The organism is Dellaglioa sp. CoH-57-MRSF-21, from assembly GCF_056781915.1.
Map to the genome: position 1 here is coordinate 244,467 of NZ_JBXAXU010000003.1, position 17,171 is coordinate 261,637.

The window sequence follows — 17,171 nt, forward strand, 5'->3', positions numbered from 1 at the left end:
CCCATAAGAGAGCAGGTGCAGTATGCATCATGAATTAGAGTGGATCGAAGCAATTGCACCAGACATGATTAAAGTTTTAAAACAAAGATATTTTGTTTTAAGACAGATTGAATGGATGATGCCTGTTGGTCGCAGAATGTTGGCAGCAACTTTAAATCTAAGCGAACGCGTTATGAGAACCGAAACAGATTTTCTGCGTAAGCAAGAACTTATCGTCGTTGGTAAGTCAGGAATGACGCTAACGGATAGAGGTATATCAGTACTACATGGCCTTGAAAAAGTGATGGATAATTTAGTTGGTGTTCGACAGGATGAACAAGAGTTGAGTCGAATTTTAGGCATTGAACATTGTTTGATTGTATCAGGCGATTCCGATGAACAACCTAAAGTTTTAGAGTCAATGGGTAAGAGTCTAGCTGCTAAGTTAGCACTCTTATTGCCAGAAGGTAAAAATTTAATTGCGGTAATGGGTGGCACAACGATGGCTCAAGTAGCTGATCAGTTGACAACACGTCTTTCAATTAAGCGCGATTTAACTTTTTTACCAGCCAGAGGTGGTGTTGGTGAATCAGTAGATATACAAGCCAACTCGATTAGTGGTAAGATGGCATTACACACAGGCGGCAAACATAGAGCCTTGTATGTACCTGAACAACTAAGTGAGAAAACGTACGAGCCTCTTCTTGAAGAACCGAGCATTCAAGAAGTTTTGAACTTAATCAAGGAAAGCAATGCTGTAATTCACAGTATTGGAGAAGCAATGCATATGGCTAAGCGTCGTGACATGTCTAGTGGTATAATAGACATGTTGAAAGAGGACAAAGCTGTAGGTGAGGCATTCGGATATTTCTTTGATGCTCAAGGCAAGGTCGTTTATAGGATTCCTCGTATCGGTTTACAAATAGAGGATCTCACGCACATAAAATGTATTTTCGCAGTTGCAGGTGGCCATTCTAAGGCCGAAGCAATTGTGGCATACATGAAACTTGCACCTAAACAGACGTGGTTAATCACGGATGAGGGTGCCGCAAACTCGATTTTAAAAAAGTAGTGTGCAAACACGCTTTTTAAAATAAATAAATCTTCATTTCCTAAAGGAGGAAATTTAAGTATGTCAGTAAAAGTTGGTATTAACGGTTTTGGCCGTATTGGTCGTTTAGCTTTCCGTCGTATTGCTGAAGTTTCAGATAACATCGAAGTTGTAGCAATCAACGATTTAACTTCTCCATCAATGTTGGCTCATTTATTAAAATATGATACAGCCCATGGTAACTTCGACGCAGAAGTTAGCGCAACAGATAATGGTATTGTTGTTAATGGTAAGGAAATTCCTGTATATGCAGAAGCAGATGCATCAAATATTCCTTGGGTTAAAAACAATAATGTTGATATCGTATTAGAATCAACTGGTTTTTACGCATCAGAAGAAAAAGCTTCAGCTCATATTAAAGCTGGCGCAAAACGTGTATTAATCTCAGCTCCTGCTGGTAAAATGCCTACAATCGTTTACGGTGTAAATGATGACATTTTAACTTCAGATACTAAGATTGCTTCTGCTGGTTCATGTACTACTAACTGTTTAGCACCACTTGCTGGCGCTGTTAACGATGCTTTCGGTATCGAAGTTGGTACAATGACAACAGTTCATGCTTACACAGCTACACAAAAATTACAAGATGGTCCTGACCGTGGTGGAAACTTACGTGCTGCACGCGCTGCTGCAGGTAACACAATTCCTCATTCTACTGGTGCTGCTAAAGCTATCGGTATGGTAATCCCTGATCTTGTTGGTAAATTGAATGGCCATGCACAACGTGTCCCAGTTATTACTGGTTCATTGACAGAATTGGTTACAATCTTGAAATCAAAAGATCTTACAGTTGATGAAGTAAATGCTGCTATTAAAGCAAGAACTGAAAACAACGAATCATTTGGTTACAATGCTGACGAAATCGTTTCATCAGATATCATTGGTACAAGTTTTGGTTCAATCTTTGACCCAACACAAACTGAAGTAACTGGTACTGGCGCTAACCAATTGGTTAAAACTGTTGCTTGGTACGATAACGAATCTGGCTTTACAGCACAAATGATTCGTACATTAGAAAAATTTGCTAGCTTAGAAGCATAATCTAGTTAAACTTTTTTAAAACCGCATATAACTATGCTTAGGCGGAGGGACGCAATACTCCCTCTGCCTTTTTATTTAATCAAAATTACACAGGAGGCTATTATAATGGCTAAATTAATCGTTTCAGATTTAGATGTAAATGACAAAAAAGTTTTAATTCGTGTCGATTTTAATGTTCCTATTAAAAACGGTGTGATTGGTAATGATAACCGTATCGTTGCTGCATTACCAACTATCAAATATGTAACTGAAAATGGTGGTAAAGCCATTCTTCTTTCTCATCTTGGTCGTATTAAGACTGAAGAAGACAAAAAAGAATTATCATTACGTCCAGTTGCAGAACGTTTATCTAACTTATTAAACAAACCTGTTACTTTTGTTCCTGCTACACGTGGTCCTCAATTAGAAGACGCAATTGCAGCAATGAAAGACGGCGATGTTTTAGTAATGGAAAACACACGTTTTGAAGATTTAGATGGTAAAAAAGAAAGCAAAAACGATCCTGAATTAGGTAAATACTGGGCTTCACTTGGCGACTTGTTTGTCAATGATGCTTTCGGTACAGCTCATCGTGCACATGCTTCTAACGTTGGAATCTCAAGCAACATGGAACAAGCTGCTGCTGGATTCTTAATGGAAAAAGAAATCAAATTCTTAGGTGAAGCTGTTGACGAACCAAAACGTCCATTTGTTGCTATCTTAGGTGGCGCAAAAGTTTCAGATAAGATTGGTGTTATTTCTCATTTACTTAAAAAAGCTGACAAAGTTATCGTTGGTGGTGGTATGACTTATACTTTCTACGCTGCTAAAGGTATGAAGATTGGTTCATCATTAGTTGAAACAGACAAAATTGATTTAGCTAAACAAATCATTGAAGAAGCTGGCGACAAATTAGTATTACCAGTTGATTCAATCGTTGCTGAAAAATTTGATAACGATGTTGAACACAAAACTGTTGATGGTGACATTCCTGACGGTTACATGGCATTGGATATCGGACCTAAATCTGTTGCAGAATTTAAAGATGTTTTAAAAGATGCTAAAACAGTTGTATGGAACGGACCAATGGGTGTATTCGAAATGAGCAACTATGCTAACGGAACACTTGAAATCGGTAAATTCTTGGGTACTTTATCAGAAGCTACAACAATCGTTGGTGGTGGTGATTCAACTGCTGCTGTTCAACAATTAGGTGTTGCTGATCAATTAACTCATATTTCTACTGGTGGTGGCGCTTCACTTGAATACCTTGAAGGTAAAACTTTACCAGGTATTGCTGCTATTACAACAAAATAATTTTTAATTAAATTGTCGTAAGAAACCGTCTATTAACGAAAGGAAGTTATTATTTTGCGTAAACCAATTATTGCTGGTAACTGGAAAATGAACAAAGGCCCTAAAGAAACTGCTGAATTCGTAGCAGGTCTTAAAGGTAAATTACCAAAGTTTGACGATGTTGAATCTGTTATTGCTGCTCCTGCAGTAGATTTACAAACATTACTTGATGCTGCTAAAGGTACTGACTTAAAAGTTGCTGCTGAAAATGCATACTTTGAAGATGAAGGTGCTTTTACTGGTGAAACTTCACCAAAAGTTCTTTCTGAAATGGGTGTTGACTATGTTGTTATTGGTCATTCAGAACGTCGCGAATACTTCGGCGAAAATGATGACGATATTAACAAAAAAGCACATGCTGTTTTCAATAATGGTATGGTTCCTATTATCTGCTGTGGTGAAACGTTAGAACAACGTCAAGCCGGCGAAGCAGAATCATGGGTTGCTGGACAAGTTTCTGCTGCATTAAGAGGCTTATCTGTTGAACAAGTTAATCTTGCAGTTATTGCATACGAACCAATCTGGGCTATCGGTACTGGTGAAACAGCTACTTCTGACCAAGCACAAGAAATCTGTGCAGTAATTCGTAAAACAGTTGCTGATTTGTATGACCAAACAGTTGCTGATAAAGTTCGTATCCAATACGGTGGTTCAGTTAAACCTGGTAACGTCGTAGAATTAATGGGTAAAGACGATATTGATGGTGGTTTAGTTGGTGGCGCAAGTATGGAAACTGCTTCATACTTAGACCTTGTTAACTTCAAAGCATAATTCGTATTTTAGCTGTTAAAAAGATTGAAAATGAATCAATAAACTATTAAAATAATGGTAAGGGTGTTATTGTATCCCCGCCAAAAAACGTTTTTAAAGGAGAGTACAAATTTATGTCAATGATTACAGATATTTATGCACGCGAAGTTCTAGATTCACGCGGTAACCCAACTGTTGAAGTTGAAGTTTACACAGAAGACGGCGCAATGGGCCGCGGAATTGTTCCTTCAGGTGCTTCAACTGGTGAACATGAAGCCGTTGAATTACGTGATGGCGACAAATCTCGTTACATGGGCTTAGGCGTTACTAAAGCTGTTGACAACGTAAACAACATTATCGTTAAAGAAATTGTTGGATATGATGTTACTGATCAAGTTGGTATTGATAAAGCTATGATCGCATTAGATGGTACACCAAACAAAGGTAAATTGGGCGCTAACGCTATTTTAGGTGTTTCAATTGCTGCTGCTCGTGCTGCTGCTGATGAATTAGAAGTTCCTTTATACAGTTACTTAGGCGGATTTAACGCACATGTCCTTCCAACTCCTATGATGAACGTTATCAATGGTGGATCACATGCTAACAACAGTGTTGATTTCCAAGAATTCATGATCATGCCTGTTGGCGCACCTTCTATCAAAGAAGCTGTACGTATGGGTTCAGAAACATTCCATAACTTACAAAAGATTTTAGCTGAAAAAGGCTACTCTACTGCTGTTGGTGATGAAGGTGGTTTCGCTCCTGATCTTAAGAACAATGAAGAACCATTTGAAATCTTAATCGAAGCAATCGAACGTGCCGGTTACAAACCTGGTAAAGATATTGCTATCGCATTTGATGCTGCTTCATCAGAATTCTACAATGCTGAAACTGGCAAATATAGATTACAATATGAAGGCGAAAATGGCCAAGATTATACTTCTGAAGAAATGGTTGAATTCCTTGAAGCAATCGTTGACAAATACCCAGTTATCTCAATTGAAGATGGCTTGGATGAAAACGATTGGGAAGGCTGGAAGATGATGACAGCTAAATTGGGCAACAAAGTTCAATTAGTTGGGGATGATTTATTTGTTACAAACACTGACTACCTTAAAAAAGGTATCGAAATGGGCGTTTCAAACTCAATCCTTATCAAAGTTAACCAAATCGGTACACTTACAGAAACAATGGAAGCTATCGAAATGGCTAAAGAAGCTGGTTATACAGCTATCGTTTCTCATCGTTCAGGTGAAACTGAAGATACAACTATCGCTGACTTAGTTGTTGCAACTAATGCTGGCCAAATCAAGACTGGTTCATTGAGCCGTGTTGATCGTATCGCTAAGTACAACCAATTAATGAGAATTGAAGATAACTTAGAAGAAACATCAGAATACAAAGGTATCCACTCATTCTACAACTTGAGTTCAGATGCTCGCGATACAATCGTTAACAAATAATTCTTTATGAATTAAGCGTTTCTGATTGAAAGAAGGTCCTACCTAATTTGATTTTAGGTGGGACCTTTTTTGTATTATAATAGGACGCACTATATTGAAAGGTAAAACTTATTGTTGTATAATTTAGATGTTGGAAATTATAGTTAGGAATGTGAGCGTGTATGAAAAAATCAGAGCGTATTACAATACAAGATGATCTAACATCAAAAGTTTATGATCTTATTTTAAACGAAGAAACGACAAATGAGGAACGTCTCTTATTAGTTGATTTTAAAAATAAAGTTGAGCGTGGGCAGTACTTCGAGAAGGCAGTCGCTGATTTAGCGGAGTCGTTGCGCTTATTGGCTGTAAGTAATTTAAAAAATAAAATAAAGTTAAGTGCTGACGTTGGTCGATTTTATATGGAAATTTCGACAACCGGTTTATTTAAAAAAAATTTAGGCTGGGGACTTATAGCTATGAGTATGATTTATCATCCTTAAGTGATCATTAGATTATGCTAGTTTTTAAGAAGAGTTATTCAATAGTTGAATAATTCTTTTTTTGTTACTAATGAGTTCAGCAAATAATTGGATTTTAGCATATACTAATAGAATGAAGAGGTGTGTATGGTTTTATGACAAAACAAGGTATCAAAGAGCGATTGAATTTAACTAATCTCATATTTATTTTAAGAGGGCTATTAATTGGGCTCGTTACAGGTATCGTTGTAAGTCTATTTAGGTTAGCTATTATTTATGTGCTTAAAGTCTTTATCTATTTTTACCAGGCAATTAATCAGAATATGTGGTTACTGTTTCCAATGATTCTTTTGAGTCTAGCTATGGTACTAGGTATTGGAACACTAATGAAGCAAGAGCCAAATATTATGGGATCCGGTATTCCGCAAGTAGAGGGCCAGCTTGCTGGTAATCTTGAAATGCGTTGGTGGTCAGTTTTATGGCGAAAATTTATCGGTGGTGTTTTAGGCATTGGATCAGGGCTATTCCTCGGCCGTGAAGGCCCATCTATTCAACTAGGTGCAGCAGTCGGACAAGGATTCGCAGAGATGACTAAACATACTGAATCGGAACGCCGCATTCTGATTGCAGGTGGTGGCGCTGCAGGTCTATCCGCAGCTTTTAATGCACCAATTGCGAGTACGCTTTTTATATTAGAGGAAGTGTATCATAATTTTTCACCGTTGATTTGGACAACAGCATTAGCTAGTTCAATTTCAGCCAATTATATTTCATTGCATTTTTTCGGTCTAAAACCGGCGCTACAAATGATGGATATTCAGACCTTATCATTGTTACAATACTGGCATTTGATTGCTTTAGGGCTTATTTTGGGCCTCCTAGGCTATCTGTATCAAAACGTATTACTTAAATCGACTGATTTATATAATATTCTACATAAAATTCCGATTTTTTATCGCTCAATTGTCCCTTTTATTTTAGTTATTCCGATTGGATTATACTTACCACAAACTTTAGGTGGCGGTAATGAGATTATTTTAAGTCTAGTTCAAAGTAAATCATTGACCGTTTTATTGGGACTCTTTCTTTTAAGATTTATCTTTTCAATGATATCCTATGGTTCTGGATTACCAGGTGGTATTTTTCTGCCTATTCTAACATTAGGCGCTATTATTGGCGCTGGGTATGCAACTGTTATGATAATGTTAGGGTTGTTACCAGCTAAATATATAACTGATTTTATTATTTTTGGAATGGCCGGGTACTTTGCTGGAATTGGTAAAGCACCTTTTACAGCTATTTTATTAGTTACGGAAATGGTGGGTAGTTTACATCACTTAATGCCACTAGCCATTATTTCATTAGTTTCATTTTTAGTTATTGATATTTTAGGCGGCGCACCTATCTACGATTCTTTACTTAAAAAATTAATTGGTCAAAATGAAATTGATTTGGGCGGTAAAAAGGACCGACTTGAGACGCCTATTTTTGCTGGATCAAATTTAGAAAATAAAAAAGTTTCAGAAGTAGTTTGGCCTGAAAATAGCTTATTAATCACGGTTAGACGTGGTGAAAAGCAATTAATTCCACATGGTGTGACGGTTTTAAAAGCAGGAGATACATTAGTTCTTTTGACTGAGCACCAAAATCGACCTAAACTTAAGACAGAAATGGATACATTATCCGGATTTGAATCACTTTAATAAAATAATAACGGTGGAAAATTAATGCAAACTGTGCTAAATTAGTATAGATATAGATTACGTAATTGGGTTAAGGAGGTAAATGATTTGACTAACATACTAACAATTTTAATTATCATCGTTTCAGTCTTAATGATTATCGCTGTTATGATGCAACCTGCAAAAACAAATAACGCTTCAGGTGCTTTATCTGGTGGCGGTGGTGGTGCTGACGATTTATTTAGCAAACAAAAACCACGTGGATTCGAAGCATTTATGCAAAAAGTAACCTTTGTCTTGGGCGTTTTATTTTTCTGTCTAGCTCTAGGACTTGTCTATTTGGCCTCAAAATAATAATAAAGAAAGCCTCCTGTGCAAACAATTGTTGCAGCAGGAGGCTTTTATTTAGAAATAAAATAAAATTAATAATAAATAAATGTAACGCAAATACGAATATGAAAACGAGGTATACATGGATAAAAAGATGCAAGAACTTATATTAAAAGAACTAAAAATTAAAGAAAATGAATCTTTCAGTGTTGAAGAATTAACAGCTGCCCTTAAATTAGAAGGCCAGGATGCGTTCAAAGAACTTGTTAAAACACTTGCTGAAATGGAACGTAAACGTGAAGTGAAAATTACATCAGAAGGCAAATTTCAAATTGCACTTCAAACACCACAATTAGTGGGTATTTTTCATGCAAATGATCGTGGATTTGGATTCGTTACGATTGATCCAGAACAACCTGATGTTTTCGTTAATCCAACACAAACAATGTCTGCCTTAAATGGTGATAGTGTTGAGATTGAGATTACAAGTGCTGCTAAACCTGGGGATGACCGTGGTCCTGAAGGTAAAGTTAATAAAATTGTTGAACATAATGTAACATCAATTGTTGGTGAATTTGAAGTTGAACCATCTGACCTTGAAAATTCAGGAATAATTGGCCATTTAGTTGTTAAAAACAAGAAATTACAACGTTATAACTTATTGGTAACAGGGGTTGGTTTACATCCAGTTGCCGGAGAAGTTATTACAGCTGATATTACTGCTTACCCAACAAGTGAAAAACCATTAGTTATTGAAACATTGGTTAAAGAAGTTGTGGGTAACAAAGACGATCCAGGTATGGATATTTTACAAGTTGTTTATCAACATGATATTCCTAGTGAATTTCCTGAAGATGTTATGGCTCAAGCTGAAGCAACTCCAGAAGTTGTGCTACCAGAAGAAAAAATTGGCCGTGTTGATTTAACGGACCAAACATTGGTAACAATTGATAGTATTGATTCTAAGGATTTAGATGATGCTGTTACTGCCTGGAAACTTGATAACGGGAACTACCATTTAGGTGTGCATATTGCTGATGTTTCGCATTATGTCCAACCAGGCACACCACTTGATCGTGAAGCATACGAACGTGGAACGAGTGTTTATTTAACTGACCGTGTTATTCCAATGTTGCCTCACAAATTATCAAATGGTATTTGTTCATTGAATCCAAAAGTTGAACGCCTTGCTATGAGTTGTGAAATGGAAATTACACCAGAAGGTTATGTTGTTAACCACAAAATCTTCCAAAGTGTGATTAAAACGACAGAACGTATGACTTACAAAGCCATTAACAAGATTCTTGAATCAGATGATGCAAAGACGAAAGCTAAATATGAAGAATTGGTCCCAATGTTTGAAACAATGGGCGAATTACACAAAATTCTTGAAAAAATGCGTAAAAAACGTGGTGCAATTAGTTTTGATGATAATGAATCTAAGATTATCGTTGATGAAGCGGGTCACCCAATTGATATTCAAATTAGAACTCGTGGAACAAGTGAACGTTTAGTTGAATCATTTATGTTAGCTGCAAATGAAACTGTTGCAGCTCATTACGATAAATTAAAAGTACCTTTTGTTTACCGTGTGCATGAAACACCTAAGAATGAAAAAGTAATGCGTTTCTTCGAAACTTTAACCAGTTTTGGTATCGTTGTTAAAGGTGATAGTAAGAATGTAACACCTAAAATGTTACAAGGTGTTTTAAAAGAAGTAGCTGGTAAACCTGAAGAATCAATGGTTTCTGTTATGTTACTTAGAAGTATGCAACAAGCTAAATATACTGATGAATCATTAGGTCACTTTGGTTTAGCTGCTACTGATTATACGCATTTTACGTCACCAATTAGACGTTACCCTGATTTGATGGTTCATCGTTTAATTCGTTTCTACGAAGAAAATGGTATTGGGGACACTCAAAAAGAAAAATATGCTGAACAATTACCTGAACTTACAACACATACATCACAAATGGAACGTCGCGCAATTGATGCCGAACGTGATACTGACGCAATGAAAAAAGCTGAATACATGGCTGATCATGTTGGTGAAACCTTTGAAGGTGTTGTTAGCTCAGTTATGAAGTTTGGTGTCTTCGTTTCATTACCAAATACTGTTGAAGGTCTTGTTCATATTAGTAATATGAAGGATGACTATTATGAATATTTAGATATGCATATGGCATTAGTAGGTAAGAGAACCAAGAGAACTTTCAGAATTGGTCAACCAATCGAAGTAAAAGTTGCTAAAGTTGATATTGAGCAAAGTGCGATTGATTTTGAAATTGTTAATCCACAAAACACACCAACTTCTGATTTACGAGGTAAAGGTGGAAACTTCAAACGTCCAGGTAATGGTCGTCCAGGAGACAAGAAACCTTATAACCGTAATGGTAAACCAGCTGCTGGAAATAGTAATGGAAAGAAACCATTCTACAAATCAGCTAATAAAAACACAGCACCAAGAAAAAATAATACACGTCAAAAATAATATCGGGGGGATTAAGATTGCGAAAAGAAAAGTCATCTTTTGATAAACCCTTAGCCCAGAATAAAAAAGCAAGACACAGTTATAACATTGAAGATACGGTTGAGGCTGGTGTCGTTTTAACAGGTACTGAGATTAAATCCGTTCGAAATAGTCGTATTAATCTAAAAGATGGATTTGCGCAAATTAGAAATGGTGAAGCTTGGCTGATGAATGTTCATATTTCAACGTATGATCAAGGAAATCAATTCAATCATGATCCACTTCGAAATCGTAAATTATTATTGCATAGAAAACAAATAGCTCAATTTGATGAAGCAACTAAAAATAAGGGTGTTACAATTGTCCCTTTGAAAGTGTACATTAAAAACGGCTTTGCAAAAGTACTAATCGGTGTTGCAAAAGGGAAGAATGATTACGATAAACGTGAAACAATTAAACGTCGAGATCAGGAACGCCAAATTCAACGCGTACTTAAAAATTACTAATAAAAAAGGAAGCAACCAATTTTGAAATTGGTTGCTTCCTTTTTAGTTATTAAGCTTGTTTGTAAAGACCAGCAATTTGATCTTGAACATCTTTATTTTCTAAGAATTCATCATAAGTAGTATCTGCTCGATCAACAAGACCGTTTGGTGTTACTTCGATGATACGGTTAGCGATTGTTTGAATGAACTCACGATCATGAGAGCCGAATAATAGAGCACTCTTATAATTTGAAAGACCTTCATTCAATGAAGTAATTGATTCCAAATCTAAATGGTTAGTAGGATCATCAAGTAAAAGAACGTTGTTTCTTGTTAACATCATTTTTGATAACATACAACGAACTTTTTCTCCACCGGATAAGACGCCAACTTCTTTATCGACTTCTTCACCAGAAAATAACATACGACCTAAGAATCCACGCAAGAAAGTGTTATCACTTTCTGCTTTAGAAGCAAATTGACGTAACCAATCGATAATTGTTAAATGTTCATCAGCGAATTGGTCGTTATTATCTTTAGCAAGGTAAGCTTGTGATGTTGTTACACCCCATTGAACTGTACCTGTATCTGGTTCTAATTCACCAGAAAGAATTCTAATTAATGTTGTAACAGCAATATCAGTTTCACTTGTAAAGGCTGTTTTATCATCTTTGCCTAAACTAAATGAGATATTATCTAAAACTTTTACGCCATCAATTGTTTTTGAAACGCCACTAACTGATAATAAATCATTACCAATTTCACGGTCGATTTCAAAGTTAATGAATGGGTAGCGACGTGATGAAGGTTGAATATCATCAAGTGTGATTTTTTCAAGCATTTTCTTACGAGAAGTTGCTTGTTTAGATTTAGAAGCGTTAGCACTGAATCGTGCAACGAAATCTTGTAATTCTTTGATTTTAGCTTCTTTTTTATCGTTAGAATCATTTGCAAGTTTTGAAGCTAAGGCACTTGATTCCATCCAGAAGTCGTAATTACCAACGAATAATTTGATTTTACCAAAATCAACATCACACATGTGGGTGCAGACATTATTTAAGAAATGTCTATCATGAGAAACAACAATAACGGTATTTGAGAAGTTAATTAAGAAATCTTCTAACCAGTTAATTGATTTGATGTCTAACCCATTAGTAGGTTCATCAAGTAAGAGAACATCAGGATTACCAAAAAGTGCTTGTGCAAGCAAAATCTTAACTTTTTGACTTTCTGTTAGTTCGCTCATCTTTTTATTTTGCATATCTTCAGCGAAGCCTAAGCCTTGTAAAAGAGTTGAAGCTTCTGATTCAGCTTCCCAACCATTCATTTCAGCAAAGTCAGATTCTAGTTCAGCAACTTTGATACCATCTTCATCAGAAAAATCAGCTTTTGCATAAATAGCATCTTTTGCTTCCATAACAGCATAGAGTTCTTTGTAACCCATAATGACTGTTTCAAGAACAGTATATTCTTCGAAGCCATAATGATTTTGTTGTAGCATTGTCATACGTTCATTTGGATCTAATGAAATTTTACCTGTACTTGGTGTTATTTCACCAGATAAAATCTTTAAAAATGTTGATTTACCAGCGCCATTAGCACCGATTAGTCCGTAACAATTACCAGGCGTGAATTTTAAATTAACGTCATCGTATAACTTACGGTCTGAAAAACTTAAACTTACATTACTTACAGTTATCATTTAATACCCTCACTATTCGTTTGTATAATCTACATATCATAGCATATTTCAGGCTCAAAATGAAACGGTTTTGAAAATGAACTCAAATAAAATGATTATTTCTGAAAATGAGGGTACGTTAGTCATAGAGTTGTAATATGAGTGATGTTTTGTAATATGCCTGACACATGTCTGACTTGTCGGTTCGATATACTCTAGAAATGGGTAATAAAGTTATTTACAAAAAGGAGTATTATTTTGAAAATTAGAAATATTATTGGTTTTACGGCAGTTATACTTTGCTTATTAGGTGGTTCGGTTTCTGTTAGTGCAACATCTATCAGTGATTTAAAAAAACAAGAATCAGCTGCACAAGAGAAAGTAACAACTGCTAATTCAAAAATTTCAAAGTCATTAACGAGTATTAATGATGAGTATGCAAAAATTGATAAATTAAATCAAGAAATTTCTGATAAAGAAAAGAAAATTGGTTCACAAGATAAATCAATTGGTAATGAACAAAAACAATTAGATACACGTATTGAAAATGCTAAAGATAGATTAAGAAGTCTACAAGTTAATGATTCAAGTAGTAAAATGGTAACGGCTATTCTTGAAGCAAAGAATGCTGGTGATTTTATTAGCCGTGTTTACGCAGTTTCTGTTTTACAATCTGCTGATAACAAAACGATGAAAGATGTTGCGTCTAATATCAAAACCATGGAAGATGCTAAAGCGCATTTGGAATCTGAACAAAAATCATTGAAATTAAAACAATCTGAAACAAAACAAGAAACAAAAGAAATGAATAAACAATTAGCAGCGTTAAAAGATACTTTAGGTGACGCAAAGAAAGATTTAGCCAAAGTAACAAAGGCTAAAGATGCTGAGTTATCAAAAAAAGCAAGAGAAGCAAAGGCTAAAGCTGATGCTAAGGCAGCAGCAGCTGCTAAAAAAGAAGCAGCTAAAAAGGCTGAAAGTGATGATTCATCAGATAAAAAAGGAAGTACTGACCAAAAAGCAAGCAACGATACTTCTGGCAAATCAACTAAGAAAACGTTACAAATGGTCGCAACGGCTTATTCAACAAATGCACCAGGGATGGGAACTCATGGATCATATGGGTTAAGTTTGTTAACTAATCCACAACAAATTGCTGTGGATCCTTCAGTTATTCCGCTAGGAACTGTTGTCTGGGTATCTGGTTATGGTGTTGCGATTGCTGGCGATACAGGTTCAGCAATTAAAGGAAACCGAATTGATGTGCATTTTATCTCAAATGCAAGATGTTACACATGGGGTAAAAAGACAGTTACTGTAAAAGTTTTAGAATAAAGATATGAAAAAAGGTCTGCTAAATTTATTTTTAGCAGACCTTTTTATTTATTTAAATATCTTTTTGCATATGATGATAGTCATGACCACTAATAATCATGTTACCAACAGTTTTAAAGCCCATTTTTGTGTATAACTTTTCTGCTTTAGGATTTGCAAAGTCGACGTTTAAGCCAATCTTTGTTTTTCCAGCTGCACGGGCAATCTCGGGAAGAGACTCTAGAAGTTTTGTGCCGATGCCTTGTCCTTGGAAATCTGGTGAAACAGCAAGGGTATCAAGGTACCATTCATTTGGATAAACTTCTGAGTCTGGAAAGAGTTCAGTTGTTTCAGGTAAACCAATTTGTGGGAAAAATTGATTCATAGCAAGATCAAGATGGTCTTCATCTTCATCCGGATAACCAAATGCTATCCCAGCAACCTTACCATCAATATCGGCAATTTGAACACGACCGTAGCTGTAACGGTAGTCTTCTGTTTCAAATGCAAGCTCTAGCACTTTGAATAGGTCGGGTAATGGAATTTCTTGAAGAATAGGAATTTCCATATCTTCTAAAATAATATTCACTAAAGGAACGACCTCGTGTGCATCTTTTTTTGTTGCTCTTCTAATAATCATATAAACCATCCTTTCCTGAATATCTCTAGTGTATAGGGTACTTAAATAATTGTCAAAACAACTAAATTGCTTGCTAAGTGTAGATATGTTATATTATGTTACATCAAAATGTTTTGGGGAGGATATTATGAAAAAATGGCAGTCAATGATCATGTCAATCATGGTCGCATGTGTATTTTTATTATTTTTACATAGTAATCAAGTAAATGCAGCAGAAAAGACGTATACAATCGGGACTGATGTAACTTATGCACCATTTGAATATCAAGCAGAAGATGGTAAATCATATGTTGGTATTGATATGGATATAATGCGAGCCATTGCTAAAGAGGAAGGATTTAAAGTTGATATTAAAGCCTTAGGGTTTAATGCAGCGGTTCAAGCATTAGATGCTAACCAAATTGATGGGGTTATGGCTGGTATGATGATAACTCCAGAACGTCGTGTTAAATTTGATTTCTCAGATAGTTATTATGAAGCTGGGGTAGCTATGGCTGTTGGTAAAAACAGTTCAATTAAATCTTTGGATGATTTAAGAGGGAAAAAGGTAGCGATTAAAGTTGGTACAGCTGCCGGAGAATTCGTAAACTCAATTAAAAAACAATATAATATTACAACAACAACTTTTGATGATTCAAGTAACATGTATGACGATGTTGTGACAGGAAATTCCGATGCGACTTTTGATGATAAACCAGTTTTAGCATATGGTGTTAAGAATGGTATTGAAATGAAAGTAGTTGGTAAAACATATGAAAAAGGTGAATATGGATTCGCCGTTAAAAAAGGGCAAAATAAAGAATTAATAACAAAATTTAATGCCGGGCTAAAGAAACTTAAAGCTAACGGTGAATATAAAAAGATTGTTGATAAGTACACTGGAACGAACGCAAAAAATGCTAACTCTAAAAATTCTCGAACAATTTTAGGTTTATTGAAAACAAATAGTGGCTCATTATTAGAAGGATTTAAACAAACAATGTTATTAACAATTGTGGCTATTGTTTGTGCAACAGTTTTAGGGATTATTTTAGGTATGATGGGTGTTGCGCCAAATAAATGGCTTAATGGGCTTTCAAGTACATTAATTTACATTTTCCGTGGCCTACCGCTAATTGTATTGGCCTTCTTTATCTACATTGGTATTCCTAATTTAACCGGGAGCAAGATTCCAGCATTTGTGGCAGGTATTATAACCTTAACGTTAAATGAAGGTGCGTATACAGCGGCCTTTGTTAAAGGTGGGATTAAGGCTGTTGATAATGGCCAAATGGAAGCTGCTCGTAGTCTAGGATTACCTTATGGAAAAGCAATGATGAAAGTCATTATGCCACAAGGAATTAAGATTATGATTCCATCATTTATTAATCAATTTATTATTACGTTGAAAGATACGTCAATTTTATCTGTTATCGGTATTTTAGAATTAACGCAAACAGGTAAGATTATAATCGCAAGAAACCTTGAAGGATTCAAGATGTGGTTGATTATCGCGGTGATTTATCTCGTTATCATAACGTTATTAACGTGGTTATCTAATTTAGTCGAAAGGAAGATTAAATAATGGCAGCTAAAATTCAAGTTAAAAATTTGAAAAAAAACTATGGTTCAAATGAAGTTTTGAAGGGGTTAGATATTTCAGTTGCAGAAAAAGAAGTTGTCTGCATGATTGGACCTTCCGGTTCTGGGAAAAGTACCTTTTTACGTTGTTTAAATAAATTAGAAGATTTAACTTCCGGTTCAATTATTATTGAGGGGCATGATATAAGTGATCCAAAAACTGATTTAAATGTTGTTCGTCAAAATATTGGCATGGTATTTCAACATTTTAATTTGTTTCCACATTTAACCGTTCTTGAAAATATTATTTTAGCGCCTGTTGAATTAAAAAAAGAAACAAAAGAAGAAGCAACTAAGGAAGCAAAACGTCTTTTATCCCAAGTTGGTTTGAGTGATAAAGCAGATGCTGCACCTGCTTCGTTATCTGGTGGTCAAAAACAACGTGTCGCAATCGCACGCGCACTTGCAATGAAACCAGATATTATGTTATTTGATGAACCAACGTCTGCACTTGATCCAGAAATGGTTGGGGATGTTTTAGATGTTATGAAACAACTTGCGAGGGATGGTATGACAATGGTTGTTGTCACACATGAAATGGGTTTTGCTAAAGAAGTGGCTGATCGTGTGGTCTTTATGGCTGATGGTTACATTTTAGAAAGTAGTACACCAGATGAAATATTTAGTAATCCGCAAAATGATAGAACAAAAGATTTCTTAAACAAAGTTTTAAATGCATAAAAAGTGCAAACTAATTAAATCTTTCGGCCTTTCATTAATTTTTGGTGGGGCAAGCATTGTAAAAGGTCCTAATCACTTCGCGTGGTGGTTAGGATTTTTTATGTATAGTTACTAAAAATTAGGAT

15 protein-coding genes are annotated in these 17,171 nt (G+C 35.5%); 13 read left to right on the forward strand and 2 right to left on the reverse strand.

Annotated features, from left to right (window positions below; translation table 11 throughout):
- Positions 1 to 22: 22 nt before the first annotated feature.
- The 10 genes from AC1RPQ_RS04905 (at position 23) to smpB (ending at position 11,131) form a co-directional block, all read left to right on the forward strand.
- Positions 23 to 1,051 (forward strand): sugar-binding transcriptional regulator, encoded by a 1,029-nt coding sequence (locus tag AC1RPQ_RS04905; RefSeq protein WP_481761447.1) that lies wholly within the window; start codon positions 23 to 25, stop codon positions 1,049 to 1,051.
- A gap of 60 nt (positions 1,052 to 1,111) precedes the next feature.
- A complete protein-coding gene (gap, locus tag AC1RPQ_RS04910; RefSeq protein WP_409022216.1) occupies positions 1,112 to 2,131 on the forward strand; it encodes a type I glyceraldehyde-3-phosphate dehydrogenase in 1,020 nt (339 codons plus the stop codon).
- 105 nt (positions 2,132 to 2,236) lie between these two features.
- The gene (locus tag AC1RPQ_RS04915) at positions 2,237 to 3,427 is read left to right on the forward strand and encodes a phosphoglycerate kinase (RefSeq protein ID WP_409022217.1); all 1,191 of its coding nucleotides are present in this window, start codon (positions 2,237 to 2,239) and stop codon (positions 3,425 to 3,427) included.
- A gap of 54 nt (positions 3,428 to 3,481) precedes the next feature.
- Positions 3,482 to 4,237: a triose-phosphate isomerase gene (gene tpiA / locus AC1RPQ_RS04920; protein WP_481761446.1), complete on the forward strand. Its 756-nt coding sequence runs from the start codon at positions 3,482 to 3,484 to the stop codon at positions 4,235 to 4,237.
- Between the two features lie 113 nt (positions 4,238 to 4,350).
- Positions 4,351 to 5,679, forward strand: coding sequence for a phosphopyruvate hydratase (gene eno, locus AC1RPQ_RS04925; protein WP_481761445.1), 1,329 nt, complete (start codon positions 4,351 to 4,353; stop codon positions 5,677 to 5,679).
- A gap of 161 nt (positions 5,680 to 5,840) precedes the next feature.
- On the forward strand, positions 5,841 to 6,161 hold the full coding sequence (locus AC1RPQ_RS04930; RefSeq protein WP_481761444.1) for a bacteriocin immunity family protein: 321 nt from the start codon (positions 5,841 to 5,843) through the stop codon (positions 6,159 to 6,161).
- Between the two features lie 134 nt (positions 6,162 to 6,295).
- Complete coding sequence (locus AC1RPQ_RS04935; protein ID WP_481761443.1) at positions 6,296 to 7,843, forward strand: ClC family H(+)/Cl(-) exchange transporter; 1,548 nt, start codon at positions 6,296 to 6,298, stop codon at positions 7,841 to 7,843.
- Positions 7,844 to 7,930: 87 nt separating this feature from the next.
- Complete coding sequence (gene secG / locus AC1RPQ_RS04940; protein WP_409022224.1) at positions 7,931 to 8,176, forward strand: preprotein translocase subunit SecG; 246 nt, start codon at positions 7,931 to 7,933, stop codon at positions 8,174 to 8,176.
- Positions 8,177 to 8,294: 118 nt separating this feature from the next.
- A complete protein-coding gene (gene rnr, locus AC1RPQ_RS04945) occupies positions 8,295 to 10,646 on the forward strand; it encodes a ribonuclease R (RefSeq protein WP_481761442.1) in 2,352 nt (783 codons plus the stop codon).
- A gap of 17 nt (positions 10,647 to 10,663) precedes the next feature.
- Positions 10,664 to 11,131 (forward strand): SsrA-binding protein SmpB, encoded by a 468-nt coding sequence (gene smpB / locus AC1RPQ_RS04950; RefSeq protein WP_481761441.1) that lies wholly within the window; start codon positions 10,664 to 10,666, stop codon positions 11,129 to 11,131.
- Between the two features lie 49 nt (positions 11,132 to 11,180).
- On the opposite strand, the gene AC1RPQ_RS04955 is transcribed toward smpB, so the two are convergent.
- A complete protein-coding gene (locus tag AC1RPQ_RS04955; protein WP_409022227.1) occupies positions 11,181 to 12,812 on the reverse strand; it encodes an ABC-F family ATP-binding cassette domain-containing protein in 1,632 nt (543 codons plus the stop codon).
- 237 nt (positions 12,813 to 13,049) lie between these two features.
- On the opposite strand from AC1RPQ_RS04955, the gene AC1RPQ_RS04960 reads away from it, so the two are divergent.
- Positions 13,050 to 14,126: a 3D domain-containing protein gene (locus AC1RPQ_RS04960; RefSeq protein WP_481761440.1), complete on the forward strand. Its 1,077-nt coding sequence runs from the start codon at positions 13,050 to 13,052 to the stop codon at positions 14,124 to 14,126.
- Positions 14,127 to 14,178: 52 nt separating this feature from the next.
- Here the strand turns inward: AC1RPQ_RS04960 and AC1RPQ_RS04965 are convergent, their stop codons facing one another.
- Positions 14,179 to 14,742, reverse strand: coding sequence for a GNAT family N-acetyltransferase (locus AC1RPQ_RS04965; protein ID WP_481761624.1), 564 nt, complete (start codon positions 14,740 to 14,742; stop codon positions 14,179 to 14,181).
- Positions 14,743 to 14,872: 130 nt separating this feature from the next.
- Between AC1RPQ_RS04965 and AC1RPQ_RS04970 the strand changes: the two genes are divergently transcribed.
- Both AC1RPQ_RS04970 and AC1RPQ_RS04975 read left to right on the forward strand, forming a co-directional pair.
- Positions 14,873 to 16,309, forward strand: a complete 1,437-nt coding sequence (locus tag AC1RPQ_RS04970; RefSeq protein ID WP_481761439.1) for an amino acid ABC transporter substrate-binding protein/permease — start codon at positions 14,873 to 14,875, stop codon at positions 16,307 to 16,309.
- Complete coding sequence (locus AC1RPQ_RS04975; RefSeq protein WP_481761438.1) at positions 16,309 to 17,046, forward strand: amino acid ABC transporter ATP-binding protein; 738 nt, start codon at positions 16,309 to 16,311, stop codon at positions 17,044 to 17,046. The genes AC1RPQ_RS04970 and AC1RPQ_RS04975 overlap by 1 nt, the downstream gene beginning before the upstream one ends.
- Positions 17,047 to 17,171 lie beyond the last annotated feature (125 nt).